This window comes from Enterobacter cloacae complex sp. I2, from assembly GCF_014896205.1.
Classification (GTDB): domain Bacteria; phylum Pseudomonadota; class Gammaproteobacteria; order Enterobacterales; family Enterobacteriaceae; genus Enterobacter; species Enterobacter quasihormaechei.
Window position 1 is genome coordinate 37,670 of the sequence record NZ_JADBRA010000016.1, and the last position, 19,596, is coordinate 57,265.

The 19,596-nt window shown below is 56.9% G+C and carries 19 protein-coding genes; 9 read left to right on the top strand and 10 right to left on the bottom strand.

Annotated features, from left to right (window positions below; all coding sequences use genetic code 11):
• Position 1: 1 nt before the first annotated feature.
• Positions 2–1,048: an ADP-heptose--LPS heptosyltransferase RfaF gene (rfaF, locus tag IM300_RS14875; protein ID WP_193037122.1), complete on the bottom strand. Its 1,047-nt coding sequence runs from the start codon at positions 1,046–1,048 to the stop codon at positions 2–4.
• Between the two features lie 2 nt (positions 1,049–1,050).
• Complete coding sequence (rfaD, locus tag IM300_RS14880) at positions 1,051–1,983, bottom strand: ADP-glyceromanno-heptose 6-epimerase (RefSeq protein WP_041911658.1); 933 nt, start codon at positions 1,981–1,983, stop codon at positions 1,051–1,053.
• A gap of 215 nt (positions 1,984–2,198) precedes the next feature.
• Here rfaD and kbl point away from each other — a divergent pair, with 215 nt between their 5' ends.
• Together kbl and tdh are read left to right on the top strand one after the other, a co-directional pair.
• On the top strand, positions 2,199–3,395 hold the full coding sequence (gene kbl, locus IM300_RS14885) for a glycine C-acetyltransferase (RefSeq protein WP_045260056.1): 1,197 nt from the start codon (positions 2,199–2,201) through the stop codon (positions 3,393–3,395).
• 9 nt (positions 3,396–3,404) lie between these two features.
• Entirely contained in the window at positions 3,405–4,433 is a 1,029-nt protein-coding gene (gene tdh, locus IM300_RS14890; RefSeq protein ID WP_006812404.1) for an L-threonine 3-dehydrogenase, read from the top strand.
• A gap of 26 nt (positions 4,434–4,459) precedes the next feature.
• On the opposite strand, the gene IM300_RS14895 is transcribed toward tdh, so the two are convergent.
• The 5 genes from IM300_RS14895 to gpmM are packed head-to-tail and all read right to left on the bottom strand — an operon-like array spanning position 4,460 to position 10,407.
• Positions 4,460–5,374, bottom strand: a complete 915-nt coding sequence (locus IM300_RS14895; protein WP_131637243.1) for a hypothetical protein — start codon at positions 5,372–5,374, stop codon at positions 4,460–4,462.
• A gap of 15 nt (positions 5,375–5,389) precedes the next feature.
• On the bottom strand, positions 5,390–6,595 hold the full coding sequence (locus IM300_RS14900; protein WP_193037124.1) for a glycosyltransferase: 1,206 nt from the start codon (positions 6,593–6,595) through the stop codon (positions 5,390–5,392).
• Positions 6,596–6,615: 20 nt separating this feature from the next.
• Entirely contained in the window at positions 6,616–7,566 is a 951-nt protein-coding gene (locus tag IM300_RS14905) for a divergent polysaccharide deacetylase family protein (protein ID WP_063452152.1), read from the bottom strand.
• A 3-nt stretch (positions 7,567–7,569) separates the two neighbouring features.
• Positions 7,570–8,829, bottom strand: a complete 1,260-nt coding sequence (envC, locus tag IM300_RS14910) for a murein hydrolase activator EnvC (protein WP_230373043.1) — start codon at positions 8,827–8,829, stop codon at positions 7,570–7,572.
• Positions 8,830–8,862: 33 nt separating this feature from the next.
• Positions 8,863–10,407, bottom strand: coding sequence for a 2,3-bisphosphoglycerate-independent phosphoglycerate mutase (gene gpmM, locus IM300_RS14915; protein WP_193037126.1), 1,545 nt, complete (start codon positions 10,405–10,407; stop codon positions 8,863–8,865).
• Positions 10,408–10,655: 248 nt separating this feature from the next.
• Here gpmM and IM300_RS14920 point away from each other — a divergent pair, with 248 nt between their 5' ends.
• The 5 genes from IM300_RS14920 (at position 10,656) to cysE (ending at position 13,765) form a co-directional block, all read left to right on the top strand.
• Positions 10,656–11,087, top strand: a complete 432-nt coding sequence (locus IM300_RS14920; RefSeq protein WP_003860840.1) for a rhodanese-like domain-containing protein — start codon at positions 10,656–10,658, stop codon at positions 11,085–11,087.
• Between the two features lie 11 nt (positions 11,088–11,098).
• Positions 11,099–11,350, top strand: a complete 252-nt coding sequence (grxC, locus tag IM300_RS14925) for a glutaredoxin 3 (RefSeq protein ID WP_003860837.1) — start codon at positions 11,099–11,101, stop codon at positions 11,348–11,350.
• A 31-nt stretch (positions 11,351–11,381) separates the two neighbouring features.
• Positions 11,382–11,849, top strand: coding sequence for a protein-export chaperone SecB (gene secB / locus IM300_RS14930; RefSeq protein ID WP_003860835.1), 468 nt, complete (start codon positions 11,382–11,384; stop codon positions 11,847–11,849).
• Complete coding sequence (gene gpsA / locus IM300_RS14935) at positions 11,849–12,868, top strand: NAD(P)H-dependent glycerol-3-phosphate dehydrogenase (protein WP_006812398.1); 1,020 nt, start codon at positions 11,849–11,851, stop codon at positions 12,866–12,868. Before secB ends, gpsA begins: the two co-directional genes overlap by 1 nt.
• Before the next feature lie 75 nt (positions 12,869–12,943).
• Complete coding sequence (gene cysE / locus IM300_RS14940; protein WP_193037172.1) at positions 12,944–13,765, top strand: serine O-acetyltransferase; 822 nt, start codon at positions 12,944–12,946, stop codon at positions 13,763–13,765.
• A gap of 54 nt (positions 13,766–13,819) precedes the next feature.
• Here the strand turns inward: cysE and ppiC are convergent, their stop codons facing one another.
• Positions 13,820–14,101, bottom strand: coding sequence for a peptidylprolyl isomerase PpiC (gene ppiC, locus IM300_RS14945; RefSeq protein ID WP_032950619.1), 282 nt, complete (start codon positions 14,099–14,101; stop codon positions 13,820–13,822).
• Positions 14,102–14,186: 85 nt separating this feature from the next.
• Here ppiC and rep point away from each other — a divergent pair, with 85 nt between their 5' ends.
• Entirely contained in the window at positions 14,187–16,211 is a 2,025-nt protein-coding gene (gene rep / locus IM300_RS14950; RefSeq protein WP_193037128.1) for a DNA helicase Rep, read from the top strand.
• A gap of 51 nt (positions 16,212–16,262) precedes the next feature.
• On the opposite strand, the gene gppA is transcribed toward rep, so the two are convergent.
• A complete protein-coding gene (gene gppA, locus IM300_RS14955; RefSeq protein ID WP_193032444.1) occupies positions 16,263–17,747 on the bottom strand; it encodes a guanosine-5'-triphosphate,3'-diphosphate diphosphatase in 1,485 nt (494 codons plus the stop codon).
• A gap of 6 nt (positions 17,748–17,753) precedes the next feature.
• Positions 17,754–19,022, bottom strand: coding sequence for an ATP-dependent RNA helicase RhlB (gene rhlB, locus IM300_RS14960; protein WP_063452156.1), 1,269 nt, complete (start codon positions 19,020–19,022; stop codon positions 17,754–17,756).
• Positions 19,023–19,166: 144 nt separating this feature from the next.
• Between rhlB and trxA the strand changes: the two genes are divergently transcribed.
• Entirely contained in the window at positions 19,167–19,496 is a 330-nt protein-coding gene (gene trxA, locus IM300_RS14965) for a thioredoxin TrxA (RefSeq protein WP_006812392.1), read from the top strand.
• The last annotated feature ends 100 nt before the right edge of the window (positions 19,497–19,596 follow it).

The following is a 19,596-nucleotide window of genomic DNA, read 5'->3' on the forward strand; positions in this document are numbered from 1 at the left end:
GTTATCCTTCTTCGCTCAACAGCAGTTCGTTGAGTTCTTCGAGAACGCGCTGCGGCGTAATGTCGATCAGGCTCTGATGGTAACCTTCTGCCGCATCGCCTTTGCGGACTTTGTGATAGCCGGTAATGAGACGAATAACGCGCGCCTTGTGCGACAGCGGCGGCGTGAAGTCCGGGCTGCTCGGGCCATACAGCGCGACCAGCGGACGATCCAGCGCGGCGGCGACGTGCATTAAACCGGAGTCGTTCGTTACCACGGCCTTACTGGCGGCAATCAGGATAACCGCCTGCTCAAGCTGCGTTTCTCCGGCCAGGTTGCGGCACCAGGCCTGTTGCTCGGTGCTGAGCGTGGCGAGGATTTCATTGCCCGCCTCGTGATCTTTCGCCGAGCCAAACAGCACAATCTGATAGCCCTCGTCGATCAGCTGTTTCGCCAGTTCAGCGTAATGGTAGTGCGGCCAGCGTTTTGCCGGGCCAAACTCCGCGCCGGGGCAGAAGCCAATCATCGGGCGTTCAGAGGAAATGCCAAACGCATTGCAGGTGTGGGATTTCTCCCCGTCGTTAACCTGAAGCTGCGGCCACAGTAGCGGCTGCGGCAGATCTTTCGCGCTGCGCATGACGCCTTTGTCGTAGGCCAGCGCCACGTAGCGCTCCACCATCAGCGGCCAGGTTTCTTTATCCAGCACCCGGGCATCGTTCAGCAGGCCGTAGCGCATTTCGCCGCGCCAGCCGGTACGGTGCGGGATGCCCGCAAAGAAGGGCACAAGGGCAGATTTGAAGGAGTTAGGCAGCACGTACGCGCGATCGTAGCGCTTCTCGCGCAGGCTATGGCCGAGCTTGCGGCGTTCGCCGATTTCCAGCGCCCCGTGGCCGAGCGGCATCGGGATCGCCTCGTTCACTTCCGGCATGCGCGATAACAGCGGACGGCACCAGGCGGGTGCCATCACGTCGATTATCGCCTGGGGATAACGCGCCTTGAGCGTGCGATAGAGGCTTTGCGACATCATCATGTCGCCCACCCATGACGGGCCGATCACCAGAATCTTCATGCTTATGCGTCGCGGTTCAGCCAGGCCATATATTCCGTCACGCCTTCGGCAACGGTCTTGAACGGCTTGTCGTAGCCTGCGGCGCGCAGGTTGGTCAGGTCCGCCTGGGTGAATGCCTGGTAGCGGCCTTTCAGCTTATCCGGGAACGGAATGTACTCGATGCTGCCTTTCTTATGGTACGCCAGCGTTGCGTCAGCCACCGCCTGGAAGGATTCCGCGCGGCCCGTGCCCAGGTTGAAAATGCCGGAGACGCCGTTTTCCAGGAACCACAGGTTTACGGCTGCAACGTCACCCACGTAGACGAAGTCGCGCTTGAAGCCGTCGCTGCCTTCGAACAGTTTTGGACTTTCACCGTTATTCAGCTGCGTGTTCAGGTGGAACGCCACGCTCGCCATGCTGCCCTTGTGCCCTTCGCGCGGCCCGTAAACGTTGAAGTAGCGGAAGCCGACAATCTGCGAGTTCGCTTCCGGCAGGATCTGACGCACGTACTCGTCAAACAGGAACTTGGAGTAGCCGTAGACGTTCAGCGGCTGCTCGTATTCGCGTGATTCGATGAAATCCGAGGTGCGCCCGCCGTAGGTTGCTGCTGAGGAGGCATACAGGAACGGAATTTCACGCTCCAGGCAGTAGTGCAGGATCTCTTTAGAGTATTGATAGTTGTTATCCATCATGTACTTGCCGTCCCACTCGGTGGTGGAAGAGCACGCACCTTCATGGAAGATGGCTTCGATCTCGCCGAACTCTTCACCCGCCATAATCTGGATAAGGAAGTCTTCTTTATCCATGTAGTCAGCGATGTTCAGATCCACCAGGTTAACGAACTTGGTGCCGTCTTTCAGGTTGTCCACCACCAGAATGTCGGTGATGCCCTTATCATTGAGGGCCTTAATAATGTTGCTGCCGATAAAGCCCGCGCCGCCGGTAACGATGATCATAACTGTAACCTTTGAAGTGTTGAGCCCGGGGACAATCCCGGACGCTAATATTCATATCATATCATCACAATGCCCGGTCTTCAGCCATTCACCGATATGCAGCAGGGGTACACGTGATTTATGCTGCAAAAACGAGAAGAGATACGGCGTCATCTCGTCATGAACTATAGGTTTGGGTAATATGTGCCAAAATTTGCCGAGTCTGGAGAATTGCAATGCGTGGTGATTTTTACAAACAGTTAAACAGCGACCTCGACACCGCACGTGCGGAAGGGTTGTTCAAAGAAGAGCGTATTATCACGTCTGCCCAGCAGGCGGACATCACCGTTGCCGACGGCAGCCATGTGATCAACTTTTGCGCGAACAACTACTTAGGTCTTGCGAATCACCCTGAGCTGATTGCCGCCGCGAAAAACGGCATGGACACCCACGGCTTCGGCATGGCCTCCGTGCGCTTCATCTGCGGCACCCAGGACAGCCACAAGCAGCTTGAGCAAAAGCTGGCGAACTTCCTCGGAATGGAAGACGCGATTCTGTACTCCTCCTGCTTCGACGCCAACGGCGGTCTGTTTGAAACCCTGCTCGGCGCAGAAGATGCGATTATCTCCGACGCCCTGAACCACGCCTCCATTATCGACGGTGTTCGCCTGTGTAAAGCGAAGCGTTTCCGCTACGCCAACAACGATATGGTTGAGCTGGAAGCCCGCCTGAAAGAGGCCCGCGAAGCAGGTGCCCGCCACGTGCTGATCGCGACCGACGGCGTGTTCTCCATGGACGGCGTGATCGCCAACCTGAAAGGCGTGTGCGACCTGGCGGATAAATACGACGCGCTGGTGATGGTCGATGACTCCCACGCGGTCGGTTTTGTCGGCGAAAATGGCCGCGGCTCCCACGAATACTGTGACGTGATGGGCCGCGTGGACATCATCACCGGGACGCTGGGCAAAGCGCTCGGCGGCGCGTCCGGCGGTTATACCGCTGCGCGTAAAGAGGTGGTTGAGTGGCTGCGCCAGCGCTCCCGCCCGTACCTGTTCTCCAACTCCCTGGCGCCGGCGATTGTGGCCGCCTCCATCAAAGTGCTGGAGATGGTGGAGTCCGGCGCCGAGCTGCGCGACCGCCTGTGGGCAAACGCCCGTCTGTTCCGCGAAAAAATGAGCGCCGCAGGGTTCACCCTGGCCGGCGCTGACCACGCGATCATTCCGGTGATGCTGGGCGACGCAGTTGTGGCGCAGCAGTTTGCCCGTGAGCTTCAGAAAGAAGGGATTTACGTGACCGGGTTCTTCTTCCCGGTGGTACCAAAAGGTCAGGCGCGTATCCGCACCCAGATGTCTGCGGCGCATTCGCCTGAACAAATTGAGCGTGCGGTGGAAGCCTTTACCCGCATCGGCAAACAGCTGGGCGTAATTGCCTGAGGACGTGTGATGAAAGCGTTATCCAAACTGAAAGCGGAAGAAGGGATTTGGATGACCGACGTGCCGGAGCCGGAAGTCGGTCATAACGATCTGCTGATCAAAATTCGTAAAACCGCCATCTGCGGTACTGACGTTCACATCTACAACTGGGATCAGTGGTCGCAAAAAACCATTCCTGTCCCAATGGTTGTCGGTCACGAATATGTCGGTGAAGTGGTCGGCATCGGCCAGGAAGTAAAAGGCTTTAGCATTGGCGATCGCGTCTCGGGTGAAGGCCATATTACCTGCGGTCACTGCCGCAACTGCCGCGGCGGTCGCACCCACCTGTGCCGCAACACCGTCGGCGTGGGCGTGAACCGTCCGGGCTGCTTCGCGGAATATCTGGTGATCCCGGCGTTTAACGCCTTCAAAATCCCGGACAATATCTCTGACGATCTGGCCTCCATCTTCGACCCGTTCGGCAACGCGGTACACACCGCGCTCTCCTTCGACCTGGTCGGTGAAGACGTGCTGGTCTCCGGCGCCGGCCCAATCGGCATTATGGCGGCAGCCGTGGCGAAGCACGTGGGCGCGCGCAACGTGGTGATCACCGACGTGAACGAATACCGCCTGTCGCTGGCGCGCAAAATGGGCGTCACCCGCGCGGTGGATGTCTCGAAAGAGAGCCTGACCGACGTGATGGAAGAGCTGGGTATGACCGAAGGGTTTGACGTCGGTCTGGAGATGTCCGGCGCGCCGCCGGCGTTCCGCACCATGCTTGACACCATGAACCACGGTGGGCGTATCGCGATGCTGGGCATTCCGCCGTCAGATATGTCCATCGACTGGAACAAAGTCATCTTCAAGGGGCTGTTCATCAAGGGCATCTATGGCCGCGAGATGTTCGAAACCTGGTACAAGATGGCAGCGCTGATCCAGTCCGGCCTGGATCTGTCCCCGATTATCACTCACCGATTCTCCATCGATGAGTTCCAGCAGGGCTTTGACGCGATGCGTTCCGGCCAGTCAGGGAAAGTGATCCTGAGCTGGGATAAGTAAACAAAAAGGGGCCTCAGGCCCCTTTTTTACTGATTCTTTTTCTCTTCATCCGTCAGGTAGCGCACCTTGCGGGTGTAGTCCTGCCCTTTAAACAGCAGTTTGTTATCCGGCGATTCAAGATACTTCTGCCATTCGGAAAGCGGGAAACCCCCGTGCGCGCCAATCACCTCTTTCGGCACAACGGCTTCCTGTCCGCCGATCTTCTTGGAGACCGGCCAGTTCATCCAGTCGCCCAGGTTAACCGTTTTTATATCCAGCATGTCCAGCAGCGCAGCGAGCGGCAGCTGATCGGTCGGCGGCTGCGTGTCGTCCATCAGCTCCCAGGTATCCTGGAACAGCGTCAGCCACAGCGGGCAGATGCGGCGCCAGGTTTTTTTGGTTGCGGCAAGAAACGCGCCGTTAACGTGATCGACCAGATACGGGCGCACCGTTTCTTTGTAATAGGCCGGCACTTTTTCTGCGGGGGCGCCGTCCAGCTTGGCAATCATTTTGCCCTGACGGAAGCTGGAGTAGATGTGCATATCCGCCATGTTGATCTCGGGCATCTTCAGCAGGTTGAGATCGGAGTCGATCATCAGCACCCCTTCACCGCGCGCCTGAAGCGGAGCGTTAAGCTTCACCAGACGGCTGAGGTAGATCTGCTTATAGCGGTATCCCTCTTCACGTTTTGGCAGCGTGAGGGTCACAACGCGGGTTTTTGGCGGCAGCTCGCCGAAAGCGGATTCAGGCTGATCGCTGACGATAACAATCTCGCTGACGTCGGTGGCGTAACGCGCTGCAAAGGTCGCTGACAATAACGCCTCTTCGACGAAATCCGCGCCCGTACAGGGGATCACAATGGAATCAACCGCAACGAGATCGCGCGTGGCCGGAAGGGAAGCGTAAGGAATGTTATGACGCCCGGTAATGTGGCGGTAGCGAGCATTCAGAAATTTAAACATGTTCTTCTCGTTTGGTTATTGCGCGCCAAGAACGGCCTCGACACCGTTAACATAGCTTTCAATTGCATACGCGTTGCAGACATTCTGGTGCGCGGCTGCGGCGAGCCGGGCGCGCAGAGCAGGATCCTGCCAGATATTATCCAGATGTTGAGCAAGTTGCGATACGTCGCTCCACGGGAACAGCAGCCCGGTCGACTCATGGTCGATCAATTCTGCCGTGCCGGTCACCTTTGAGCCAATCACCGGGATGTTCAGCAACATTGCCTCCAGCACGACGCGGGGCAAACCTTCGCTCTTTGAAGCCAGAATAAACGCGTCAAAGGTGGCGAGATAGTCAAAAGGCGTATTCTGGAAACCGGTAAAAATGACGTGCTCAGCAATCCCCAGCGCGTCAGCCTGCGCCGTCAGCGCGCCGCGTTCAGCCCCTTCACCGACCAGCACCATCTTCCATTTTGCCTGCGGGTGCTTCTGGTTGAACTGGGCCAGCGCCTCCAGCGTGTGATGGTTGGCCTTGCGGGGGATTAACGATCCAATGCTGCCGAACACAAACGTGTCGTCATCGATGTTCAGACGCTGGCGCATGGCACGTCGGTCGGGCAAGGGCTGGTGGATGTCGATGGCGTTGTTGACCGTGGTGCACAGCGCTGGCCGGACGCCATGCTGAAGAAGCACGCGTTCAACGCCGTGCGAGACGGCGATGATTTTTGTGGCGTGGGCATTCACCAGCTTCACCAGCGGCGGGGTCAGCACCGGTTCAATCCGGCAGTGCTGGATTATCCGCGCATGCAGGTTCGCGCCCGCCAGATACCCTTCTTCGTTAGAGCCCGGCTGGTTGTTCATGTACAGCGTATCGAAACCGCCTTCCCTGAAAATCGTCTCGATCTTGCTGACGTTGGGCCGGATGCGCCAGAGCGTATCAATATGTCGGGTAAACGCCTTGCGGGCGCTGCGCGAGAAAAACAGCAGGCCACGGCCCAGCTCTTTCGCAACCTTCGCCCAACCGGGCTGCTTTTGCTGCGGAATGACAATTAACGGGATGCCAAGGCCGTTCAACACCTGGCCGATGGTTTGACCTTCGGCCCGGCTGTAATCGCTGTAAAAACAACAGGTAATATCAAACTTCTCGCGGTTAATCCGCTTCAGAAGCTCGAGCATGCTGTTGGTGCCTCCTCCCCACTCTTTACCGGTATCGAGGAGCAGAATTTTGTGTCGTTGCGGCATCTTTCTACCTTAATCGCCTGTCACTGGGTTGGGCTCGCTGCTGTTTTTTTCCCCCAGCCCTGCCACTGGTGCTGGAAGTACTGCACCAGCGTACTCTGGCTTACGCTTTCGCCAATTACCGTGAAGAAGCGGGTGGCATACACCGGTTCAGGCGGCTGCTTCAGCGTGCAGTTCTTCACGCCACGGAACGGGTTACGCGGCTGCGTTGCGGGCGGTTGCGCACTACCCGGGCGAGAGGTATCCACCTGAGGTTCGTTGAGCAGATCGCTCGGACGCACCAGCGTGATATCAGCGGGTAAGCTCGGTAACATTTGCTGCAAAACGCGAACGGTAGACGGATGCGGGTGCCCGATGGCAATCGCCGAACCGTTACGGCGCGCCAGCTGAACCGCGCGGTTGAACTGCACGCGGATATCCGCTTCGTTCTGGGAGTCGTCCAGGAAGACTTTGCGCTTGATGACCTTCACCCCCGTACCCTGAGCGGCACGCATCGCCTGGCTGTTGCCAATGGTCATGCTGTCCAGGAAATAGAGATTGTAACGCTCCAGCGCCTGCATCACCTTCAGCATACCGTACAGGCTGGAGGTCATCGCGCTGCCCATATGGTTATTCAGACCCACGGCATACGGCACTTTATTGTACGCATCGCGGATGATGCGATCGATCTCGTCGCTGCTCATGTCCGGGCGCAGGGTATCTTTTTCCAGCGGCTGCTTGCTGAGGGGAGCCATCGGCAGATGGATGAGGACCTGATGGCCGCCATTGTGTGCTTTGGTCGCCATTTCATGCGCGTGAGGCGCATTCGGCAGGACGGCAACAGAGATGGCTGACGGCATCGCCAGCACCTGATTTTCATAGTGTGGTCGATAACCGAAGTCATCAATCACAATCGCGAGTTTGCCTGCATAAACCGGTGCAGCCAGCGCCAGTGCGCTGACGACGGAAAAAACAATTCGACGAAATTGAAGCAAAACTTATCTTCCCAACCACGGCTGTGGATTGACCGCCTGACCCTGACGACGAATTTCGAAATAGAGTGACGGGCGGCCCTGACCGCCACTGCTGCCCACAAGGGCAATGGGTTGACCGGCGCGCACCTGAGTGCCGACGCTGACCAGCGCGCTCTGGTTGTAGCCATAAAGACTCATGTCGCCTTTACCATGCTCGACCACCACCACGAGCCCGTAACCCTGTAGCCAGTCGGCCAGGATCACGCGGCCATCGGCGATGGCTTTCACTTCGCTACCTTCAGACGCACCGATAACGATCCCCTTCCAACGTAGCTCACCCTGCAACTGTTCGCCATAGCGATGCAGGATCGTACCGCGAACGGGCCAGTAGGCCTGACCACGAGGGGAACCGAGGCCGCCGGTACGCGACATCAGGGAACGTTCATTTTCAGTCGGCTTATAGGTGGTGCCTTTCCGGGAGGCTTCCTGCTGCTTATTACGCACCGCCTGCGCTTCGCGCGCTTCTTTTTCGGCGCGCGCTTTGGCTGCGGCTTCTGCCCGGGCGATGCTGTTACGCAGTTTCGATTCGTTGGCGCGCATTTCGCTCAGCTGGCTTTGTCCTGCCTGGATAGAGGACTCCAGCCCGGCGAGCGTCTTCTTACGCTCATTGCGCGCCTGCTCAAGCTTCTCCTGCTGCGCCTGCTGATCGTAGAGTAGCGTTTGCTGCTGGCTCTGCTTCTCTTCCAGCTCGGCTTTTTGCGTGGTGACTTCTTCGCGCGTCTGTTTCAGCTGCGCAATGGTCTCCTGACGAGCCTGGTTGAGATAGCCGAAATAGGCCTGTAAACGCTGACCGCGCTGGCTCTCTTCACCGCTGAGGATCAGCTGAAGGCCAGTGTGTTCACCCTGACGGAAAGCGGCATCAAGCTGTGCAGCCAGGTTGCGTTCCTGGGCGTCACGCTGGCGCTCCAGTTTCGCAATCGACGCGTTCATTTCATCGATTTGCTTATTGAGCTGGGCAAGGGTGTTTTGCGTTTCACGCAGCTTACGCGCAGCGGCGGAAATGGCCTCTTCCTGCTTTTTAAGCTGGGCAAGCAGGGCAGAGCGCTGCTGCTGCTGCTGGCGTACCGCACGCTCTTTGGCGGCGATATCGGCCTGAATGGATTTGAGCTGGTCGCGGTCATCCGCGTGGGCGGATGCGGCGCACAGCAATACGCCAGCGCTGAGTGCGCTGGCGCAAAGCAGAGGTCTGACTGATAACCGAAGCGGCTTCACGACCCATGTGATTGAAAAAATCGCCTTTCCCCTCATGGGGAGCGATTATTCCACGATGAACAGCGGCTTGCCAGTCATCTCTTCAGGGATTTCCATACCCATCAGCGACAACATGGTTGGCGCGATGTCGGAAAGCTTGCCGCCTTCCACTGCTTTCACTGATTTATCACCCACATAAATCAGTGGAACAGGCAGGTTGGTATGGGCGGTATGCGCCTGACCGGTTGCCGGGTCACGCATCTGTTCTGCGTTACCGTGATCGGCGGTGATCAGCAGCTGGCCTCCCACGGATTCAACCGCTTTTGCGACCTGCTCTACGCAGTGGTCCAGCGCCTCAACCGCCTTAACGGCGGCTTCCATCACGCCGGTGTGACCTACCATGTCACCGTTCGGATAGTTACAGATGATGGTGTCGTATTTACCGCTTTCGATCGCGGCCACCAGTTTTTCGGTCAGCTCCGCAGAGCTCATTTCTGGCTGGAGATCGTAAGTCGCGACTTTCGGCGAGTTGATCAGGATGCGGTCTTCGCCTTTAAACGGCTCTTCTACGCCGCCGTTAAAGAAGAAGGTCACGTGCGCATACTTCTCCGTTTCAGAGATACGCAGCTGGGTTTTATCGTTTTTCGCCATCCACTCGCCGAAGGTATTTTCCAGCGACGCTGGCGGATACGCGCAGGGGGCCTTGATATCCGCTGCATACTCGGTCAGCTGGATGAAATCGAGCTTCGCCACTTTCTTACGGGCGAAACCGTCGAAATCACTGTTGACGAAAGCACGGGTGATTTCGCGCGCGCGGTCAGCGCGGAAGTTCATGAAGATCAGCGCATCGCCATCTTCCATGGCGGCATCGGCCTGGCCTTCAGCGCGGATCACGGTTGCTTTCACGAATTCGTCGTTTTCATCACGCGCGTAAGCCGCTTCCAGACCTTCGACGGCAGTCGCGAACTGGAACTCACCTTTTGCCAGGGTCAGCAGATCGTAGGCTTGCTCAACGCGGTCCCAGCGGTTATCGCGGTCCATCGCATAGTAACGGCCAATGATGGACGCCACGCGGCCTTTGCCCAGTGCGGTAAATTTCTCTTCAAAGGCTTGCAGCGAGCCCTTAGCGCTGCGTGGCGGCGTATCGCGACCGTCCAGGAAGGCGTGCAGATAGATTTTTTCCGCACCGCGCTCAGCGGCCAGTTCGACCATCGCCATGATGTGATCTTCGTGGCTATGAACGCCGCCCGCAGAGAGCAGGCCCATAATGTGAACGGCCTTGCCTGCGGCAACAGCTTTATCCACTGCTCCGGTGAGCGTTGGGTTGGCAAAGAATGTACGTTCTTTGATTTCAACGTCCAGGCGCGTCAGGTCCTGATAGACGATACGGCCTGCGCCCAGGTTCACGTGACCCACTTCAGAGTTGCCCATCTGACGGTCCGGCAGGCCGACTTCCAGACCAGACGCGTCAATCAGGGTGTGGGGACGTTTTGCCCATAGCGCATCCATTACCGGGGTTTTGGCGTTGAAAATGGCGTTATCCTGCTGATCTTCACGGTAGCCATAGCCATCCAGAATCACCAGTACCATAGGTTTTTTAGAAACCGACATTGCGACAACCTCATGCTCAAGAGACAAAAAATTTGCGTAATTTTACTACAGCTGAATCGATAAAATAGCCGCAGAAGATCAAAGAAAGCGTGGAGGCAAGGCCGTTCTCGGGCCATTTTGAGGCTTTTTTTTCGTGGCATGCCGCAGAAAATAGATTAGCTTTATGTCGCTGGCTGTATTTGCCACAGCGCACAGGTATACTCCTGTCCTGGTTTTTTTAATCACTTAGTCGGGAGTTGTTACCCCCCATGCAAGAAATTATGCAATTCGTTAGCCGCCACCCGGTTCTGAGCATCGCGTGGATTGGCCTGCTGGTCGCTGTACTGTTCACCACATTTAAGGGACTGACGTCTAAAATTAAGGTGATCACCCGCGGTGAAGCGACACGTCTGATCAACAAAGAGGACGCCGTTGTGGTTGATCTGCGTCAGCGCGACGATTTCCGCAAGGGCCATATCGCAGGTGCTATCAACCTGCTGCCAGCGGAAATCAAAGCGAACAACATTGGTGAGCTGGAGAAGCATAAAGCCCAGCCGATTATCGTTGTTGACGGCACAGGCATGCAGGCGCAGGAATCTGCCAACGCACTGCATAAAGCAGGCTTTGAAAACGTAACGGTGCTGAAAGAAGGCATCTCCGGCTGGAGCGGGGAGAATCTTCCTTTAGTGCGCGGTAAATAAGGAGTTAAGTGATGGCCAATATTGAGATCTACACCAAAGCAACGTGCCCGTTCTGCCACCGAGCGAAAGCGCTGCTGTCCAGCAAAGGCGTAACGTTCAAGGAACTGCCGATCGATGGTGACGCGATTAAACGCGAAGAGATGATCCAACGCAGTGGTCGCACAACGGTTCCACAGATTTTTATTGATGCGCAGCACATTGGCGGCTGTGATGACTTGTATGCGCTCGACGCCCGCGGTGGACTCGATCCGCTGCTGAGCTAGAGACTTTAGGACAATTAAAAAGGGTTTTTCCATGTCAGAACAAAACAACACCGAGATGACTTTCCAGATCCAGCGCATCTACACCAAGGATGTCTCTTTCGAAGCGCCAAACGCGCCGCACGTTTTCCAGAAAGACTGGCAGCCAGAGGTTAAACTTGATCTGGATACCGCATCCACCCAGCTGGCGGATGACGTGTATGAAGTCGTACTGCGTGTCACCGTGACCGCCTCTCTGGGCGAAGAAACTGCATTCCTGTGCGAAGTACAGCAGGGCGGTATCTTCTCCATCGGCGGCATCGAAGGCAACCAGATGGCGCATTGCCTGGGTGCATACTGCCCGAACATCCTGTTCCCGTATGCGCGTGAATGCATCACCAGCCTGGTTTCTCGCGGTACATTCCCGCAACTGAACCTTGCGCCAGTCAACTTTGATGCGCTGTTCATGAACTATTTGCAGCAGCAGGCTGGCGAAGGTGCCGAACAACATCAGGATGCCTGATGAGCACTGTTAATGCGTCAATGACTGTGATCGGTGCCGGCTCTTACGGCACCGCTCTTGCCATCACGCTGGCAAGAAATGGTCACGACGTGGTCCTGTGGGGCCACGATCCAAAACATATCGCGACGTTGCAACACGACCGCTGCAACGTGGCGTTTCTCCCGGACGTTCCGTTCCCTGACTCTCTCTATCTGGAAAGCGACCTCGCGACCGCGCTGGCGGCCAGCCGCAATATTCTGATTGTGGTGCCGAGCCATGTGTTTGGCGAAGTCCTGCGTCAGATTAAGCCGCTGATGCGTGCGGATGCGCGTATTGTGTGGGCGACGAAGGGGCTGGAAGCCGAAACCGGACGTCTGTTGCAGGACGTTGCCCGCGAAGCGCTGGGAACGGCGATCCCGCTGGCGGTGATCTCCGGGCCGACGTTTGCCAAAGAGCTGGCCGCCGGTCTGCCGACGGCGATCTCGCTGGCGTCCACCGACCAGGCATTTTCCGACGATCTTCAGCAACTGCTGCACTGCGGCAAGAGCTTCCGCGTCTACAGCAACCCTGATTTTATCGGCGTACAGCTGGGCGGTGCGGTGAAGAACGTCATTGCCATCGGGGCCGGGATGTCTGACGGCATCGGTTTCGGCGCGAATGCGCGTACGGCGCTGATCACCCGTGGACTGACCGAAATGTCCCGCCTGGGCGAAGCGCTGGGCGCCGATCCGGCCACCTTTATGGGGATGGCTGGGCTGGGCGACCTGGTGCTGACCTGCACCGACAACCAGTCGCGTAACCGCCGCTTTGGCATGATGCTCGGACAGGGCAGCGATGTAAAAAGCGCGCAGGAGAAGATTGGTCAGGTGGTTGAAGGCTATCGCAATACCAAAGAAGTCCGCGAGTTGGCGCACCGTTTCGGTGTTGAAATGCCAATAACCGAGGAAATTTATCAGGTATTGTATTGCGGAAAAAATGCGCGCGAGGCAGCATTGACCCTATTAGGTCGTGCGCGCAAGGACGAGCGCAGCAGCAATTAGCCGGGAAGTATCGTCACCTGAATGACCCAGCCAGCGCAGAACTGGCTGGTCATTAACTATCGTCTGGAGCAAGCAATGCCGTGTGAAGAACTGGATATCGTCTGGAATAATATTAAAGCCGAAGCCCGCGCTTTGGCCGACTGTGAGCCTATGCTGGCCAGTTTCTATCACGCGACGCTACTCAAGCACGAAAACCTCGGCAGCGCCCTGAGCTATATGCTCGCCAATAAGCTGGCTTCCTCCATCATGCCTGCTATCGCCATTCGTGAGGTGGTGGAAGAGGCCTACGCCGCCGACCCGGAAATGATCGCCTCTGCCGCCTGCGACATTCAGGCCGTACGCACGCGCGATCCGGCGGTGGATAAATACTCCACGCCGCTGCTGTATCTCAAAGGTTTTCACGCCTTACAGGCGTACCGCATCGGCCACTGGTTATGGAATGAGGGACGCCGCGCGCTGGCTATCTTCCTGCAAAACCAGGTTTCCGTGACCTTCCAGGTCGATATTCACCCGGCGGCGAACATTGGCCGCGGGATCATGCTCGATCACGCCACCGGCATTGTTGTCGGTGAAACGGCGGTGATTGAAGATGATGTGTCGATCCTGCAATCCGTTACGCTGGGCGGTACCGGTAAAACCAGTGGCGATCGCCATCCGAAAATTCGTGAAGGGGTGATGATTGGCGCAGGCGCCAAAATCCTTGGCAATATTGAAGTCGGACGCGGCGCGAAGATTGGCGCGGGGTCAGTTGTACTCCAGCCCGTACCGCCGCATACCACCGCCGCTGGCGTCCCGGCGCGCATCGTCGGTAAGCCAGACAGCGATAAACCGTCGATGGATATGGATCAGCACTTCAACGGTATTCACCACACCTTTGAATACGGCGACGGCATTTAAACGCGGGAACAGCCAGATAAAAAAGCCCGGTGAGTCAATGCACCGGGCTTTTGATTAGTTGCGGTATAACACTTTGATAATGTGATAGCCGAACTGCGTATGCAGTGGGCCGGTTGGCTCCAGCACCGGGCAGGAGAAAACCACCTTATCAAACGCCGGAACCATCTGGCCCTGGCGGAACTCGCCTAAGTCACCGCCGCGTTTGCCTGACGGGCAAATCGAGTGTTTCTTCGCCAGTTTGCCGAAATCGGCGCCGTTTTTAATCTGTTCGAGAAGATCCTGTGCCAGTTTCTCTTCTTTAACAAGGATATGCACTGCTGCTGCTGTTTTTGCCATGATCGTGCCTTGAGTCAACGAGTTTACGATCGGTATACTACCACGCGTTTTTCCTCCTCTCCCCACTTTCATTGAGCGATCACTTATGCGTTTAAACCCCGGACAACAACAAGCTGTCGAATTCGTCACCGGACCCTGCCTGGTGCTGGCGGGAGCGGGATCCGGTAAAACACGTGTGATCACTAACAAAATTGCCCACTTAATTCGCGGTTGTGGCTACCAGGCGCGCCATATCGCGGCGGTCACCTTTACCAACAAAGCGGCGCGTGAGATGAAAGAGCGCGTCGGCCAGACCCTGGGCCGTAAAGAGGCGCGCGGGCTGATGATCTCCACTTTCCACACGCTGGGCCTGGATATCATCAAGCGTGAGTACGCGGCGCTGGGCATGAAGTCCAACTTTTCGCTCTTCGATGACACCGACCAGGTGGCGCTGCTTAAAGAGCTGACGGAAGGGCTGATCGAAGATGACAAAGTGCTGTTGCAACAGCTGATCTCGACGATCTCGAACTGGAAAAACGATCTCATGACGCCGGCCCAGGCAGCGGCGAGTGCCAAAGGCGAGCGCGATCGTATCTTTGCCCACTGCTACGGTCTGTATGACGCGCATATGAAAGCCTGCAACGTACTGGATTTCGACGATCTGATCCTGCTGCCGACGCTGCTGCTTCAGCGGAATGAAGAGGTGCGCGAGCGCTGGCAAAACAAAATCCGCTACCTGCTGGTGGATGAATATCAGGATACCAACACCAGCCAGTACGAGCTGGTGAAGCTGCTGGTAGGACAGCGTGCGCGTTTCACCGTCGTTGGCGATGACGATCAGTCCATTTACTCCTGGCGCGGCGCACGTCCGCAAAACCTGGTGCTGCTGAGCAAAGACTTCCCGGCGTTGCAGGTGATCAAACTGGAGCAGAACTACCGTTCTTCCGGGCGCATCCTGAAGGCGGCGAATATCCTGATTGCCAATAACCCGCACGTCTTTGAGAAGCGCCTGTTCTCCGAGCTGGGTTACGGTACCGAACTGAAAGTGCTCAGCGCCAACAATGAAGAGCACGAAGCGGAGCGCGTAACGGGTGAGCTGATTGCCCATCACTTCGTCAACAAAACCGACTATAAAGACTACGCGATCCTCTATCGCGGTAACCACCAGTCGCGCGTTTTTGAAAAGATGCTGATGCAAAACCGCATTCCCTACAAAATCTCCGGCGGCACGTCGTTCTTTTCGCGTCCGGAAATCAAGGATCTGCTGGCCTACCTGCGCGTGCTGACCAACCCGGATGACGACAGCGCTTTCCTGCGCATCGTGAATACGCCGAAACGCGAAATTGGCTCTGCGACGCTGCAAAAGCTGGGCGAGTGGGCGATGACCCGCAACAAAAGCCTGTTCACCGCCAGCTTCGATATGGGGCTGAGCCATACCCTGACCGGGCGCGGCTATGACGCCTTAACCCGCTTCACCCACTGGCTGGGTGAAGTGCAGCGTCTGGCCGAGCGCGAGCCGGTGGCGGCGGTACGCGATCTGATCCACGGCATTGATTACGAATCCTGGCTCTATGAAACCTCCGCCAGCCCAAAAGCGGCTGAGATGCGCATGAAAAACGTTAACCAGCTCTTCAGCTGGATGACCGAAATGCTTGAAGGTTCAGAGATAGACGAGCCGATGACCCTGACGCAGGTCGTCACCCGCTTCACGCTGCGCGATATGATGGAGCGCGGCGAAAGTGAAGAAGAGGCCGACCAGGTCCAGCTGATGACGCTTCACGCGTCCAAAGGGCTGGAGTTCCCGTACGTCTATCTGGTGGGGATGGAAGAGGGCCTACTGCCGCACCAGAGCAGCATTGATGAAGATAACGTCGACGAAGAGCGTCGTCTGGCCTACGTGGGGATCACCCGTGCGCAGAAGGAGCTGACGTTTACGCTGTGCAAAGAGCGCCGTCAGTACGGTGAGCTGGTGCGCCCGGAGCCGAGCCGTTTTCTGCTGGAGTTGCCTCAGGACGATCTTATCTGGGAGCAGCAACGTAAGGTCATTACCGCGGAAGAGCGCATGCACAAAGGCCAGGCCAACGTGGCAAACATTCGCGCGATGCTGGCAAAAGCCAAAGAGAAGGGATAACGGTTTGTAGGCCGGGTAAGGCGAAGCCGCCGCCCGGCACGCTTCAAAGGGTCATTTCACCTCAAGCGCCCAGTGCACATAGCTCTGCCACTGGAACTCCTGCTCAACCAGTTCTGCGCCAAGCGGGTGATTTTCAAGCCAGTTTTTCGGCAACGTCAGCGTCAGTTTCTCATCGTCTGCCACCAGCGTAATGTCTGGCAGCAAATCATCACGACGGCGGCTGGCAAACAGGATCGCCAGGCGCAGCAGACGACACAGATGCTCGGCCACGCGCGGCGGCACGGCGTTCTGCTGGTGAAGTGAAGAGAGATCGACGGCGTTGGTCTGATTCAGCAGCAGGGTGGCCAGTAGCTTTTTCTGTGCGGGCGTATAGCCGGGTAAATCGAGATTTCGTACCAGCCAGGCCGCGTGCAGCGGTGCCTGCTTGTACTCCACGCTGAGACCAATTTCATGTAACGCACAGGCGCTTAGCAACAGATCGCGACTTAACGGTTCAATATCCCAGCTAGTTTTCACCTGATCGGCAAAAAGTGACGCCAGCTGACTTACTCTTTGCGCCTGGTCGGTATCAACAATAAAGCGTCGCTGAACGTTACGCAGCGTACGGCTACGGATGTCCTGATCGACCGACTGGTGCAGCATCCCGTAAACCAGACCTTCACGCAGCGCACCGCCTGCCAGCGTCATACACTGGATATTCAGCTCGGTGAAAATGGCGATCAGGATGGCGAGCCCGCTTGGGAAAACCAGCGCGCGTTCGAGCGTCAGCCCCTCAATTTCAAGCTCTTCCAGGCGTCCACACTGAATGGCGCGCTGTTTAAGCTGCTGGAGCTTGGCAAGGGTGATCCGCTCGTCCATGCCCTGCGCCATCATGATTTCCTGCAACGCCTGAACGGTGCCGGAAGCCCCGACGCAGACTTTCCAGCCGTGATAGCGCAACTCATCCATGACCGGGCGCAGCACTTCACGCGCCGCGTTTTCCGCCTCGTCGAAATTCTCTTTGGCAAGGTTTCGATCGGTAAAGTAGCGTTCCAGCCAGGTCACACAGCCCATCGACAGGCTAAAGAGCGAGGTCGCCTGTGCGCCCGTGCCCGTGACCAGTTCGGTACTGGCGCCACCGATGTCCACCACCAGACGGCGATCGTCGCCACCGGTCGTGTGCGCCACGCCCTGATAAATCAGGCGCGCTTCTTCTTCACCGCTGATGACCTGCACCGGACAGCCCAGAATTTCCTGCGCTTTGGCAATGAAATCGCCAGCGTTAACCGCCAGACGAAGGGTCGCCGTGGCAACAACGCGAATTTGACTGAGCGGGATATCCTGCAAACGTTCTGCAAACAGACGCAGGCACTGCCAGCCACGTTCCATGGCTTCAGGGGAGAGGTGGTTGTCGCTGCTCAGGCCCGCCGCGAGGCGGACCTTGCGCTTAATGCGCGTCAGCGTTTGTATGCTTCCCGCCACCTCGCGCACAACCAGCATATGAAAGCTATTCGAACCGAGATCGATTGCCGCATAAAGCGAGGTGGAGCTGAGCATATTTTCTTAACCTGAACGACGACGGTTACGCGGTGCGCCGCCGGAACGACGCGGACCATTGCCGGGGCGTGGGCGGGTAAGGCGCTTAGGCGGCGGCAGTTCGCTTAACAGCGCGTCCGGATTGTATTTGCTCTGTGGAATAGAGTGACCGATGTAGGTCTCAATGGCCGGAAGATTCAGCGCATACTCTTCACACGCCAGGCTGATGGAGTGGCCGCTTGCGCCGGCACGACCGGTACGACCGATACGGTGTACATAGTCTTCACAGTCATCTGGCAGATCGTAGTTAAAGACGTGCGTCACGGCTGGAATGTGCAGGCCACGGGCCGCCACGTCGGTCGCGACCAGAATATCGAGATCGCCACGGGTAAATTCGTCCAGAATGCGCAGGCGTTTTTTCTGCGCCACGTCGCCGGTCAGCAAACCTACGCGGTGACCATCTGCCGCCAGGTGGCCCCAGATATCTTCACAGCGATGTTTGGTGTTCGCGAAGATGATCGCGCGATCCGGCCACTCTTCTTCGATCAGCGTTTGCAGCAGGCGCATTTTCTCTTCATTAGAGGGATAGAAGAGCTCTTCTTTAATGCGGTGGCCGGTTTTCTGCTCCGGTTCCACTTCTACATACTCGGCGTTGTTCATCTGCTCGAAGGCGAGTTCACGCACGCGGTATGACAGGGTTGCGGAGAACAGCATGTTCAGACGCTGGTTTGCGGCAGGCATACGACGGAACAGCCAGCGGATATCTTTAATGAAGCCCAGATCGTACATGCGGTCTGCTTCATCAAGCACGACAACCTGGATTGCGCCGAGGTTGATATGGTTCTGTTTGGCGTAGTCGATAAGACGGCCGGTGGTTCCAATCAGGATATCCACGCCGCTTTCCAGCACCTTAAGCTGCTTATCGTAGCCGTCGCCGCCATAGGCCAGGCCAAGCTTCAGGCCGGTGGCTTGCGCCAGTGGCTCAGCGTCTGCGTGGATCTGTACCGCCAGTTCTCGCGTCGGGGCCATAATTAGCGCGCGCGGCTGGTTAACTTTGCGGTCTGCAATCGCTGGGTGAGAAAGTAAATAATGAAACGTTGACGTTAAAAACGCCATCGTTTTGCCAGTACCGGTTTGCGCCTGCCCTGCAACGTCGCGACCGGCCAGCGTCAGCGGCAGGGCGAGAGCCTGAATGGGCGTGCAGTTATGAAACCCTTTAGTTTCAAGGGCTTCGATCACCTTTGGGTGCAGGGCGAAGTCGGAAAACTTCTGTTCTGTTAAATGTGTTTTGCTCATAGTGTGGTAGAATATCAGCTTACTATTGCTTTACGAAAGCGTATCCGGTGAAATAAAGTCAACCTTTAGTTGGTTAATGCGACATCAACACGTCGTTGGTGGTGACAAAACCAACGTACCAGGCTTATTCCTGTGGAGTTATATATGAGCGATAAAATTATTCACCTGACTGACGACAGTTTTGACACGGACGTACTTAAAGCTGACGGGCTGATCCTCGTTGATTTCTGGGCTGAATGGTGTGGTCCTTGCAAAATGATCGCTCCGATTCTGGATGAAATCGCTGACGAATATCAGGGCAAACTGACCGTTGCCAAGCTGAACATCGACCAGAACCCGGGCACCGCGCCAAAATACGGTATCCGTGGCATTCCGACCCTGCTGCTGTTCAAAAACGGTGACGTGGCGGCGACCAAAGTGGGCGCACTGTCCAAAGGTCAACTGAAAGAGTTCCTGGACGCTAATCTGGCGTAAGGTTTCTCAGCTGAGCGTTCAGAGCGCCTAATTAATGGCGAGCTCTGGACGCCCGGCTTTAGTCGTGCTAAGTTAGCTATGACTACGTTTTAAACATATC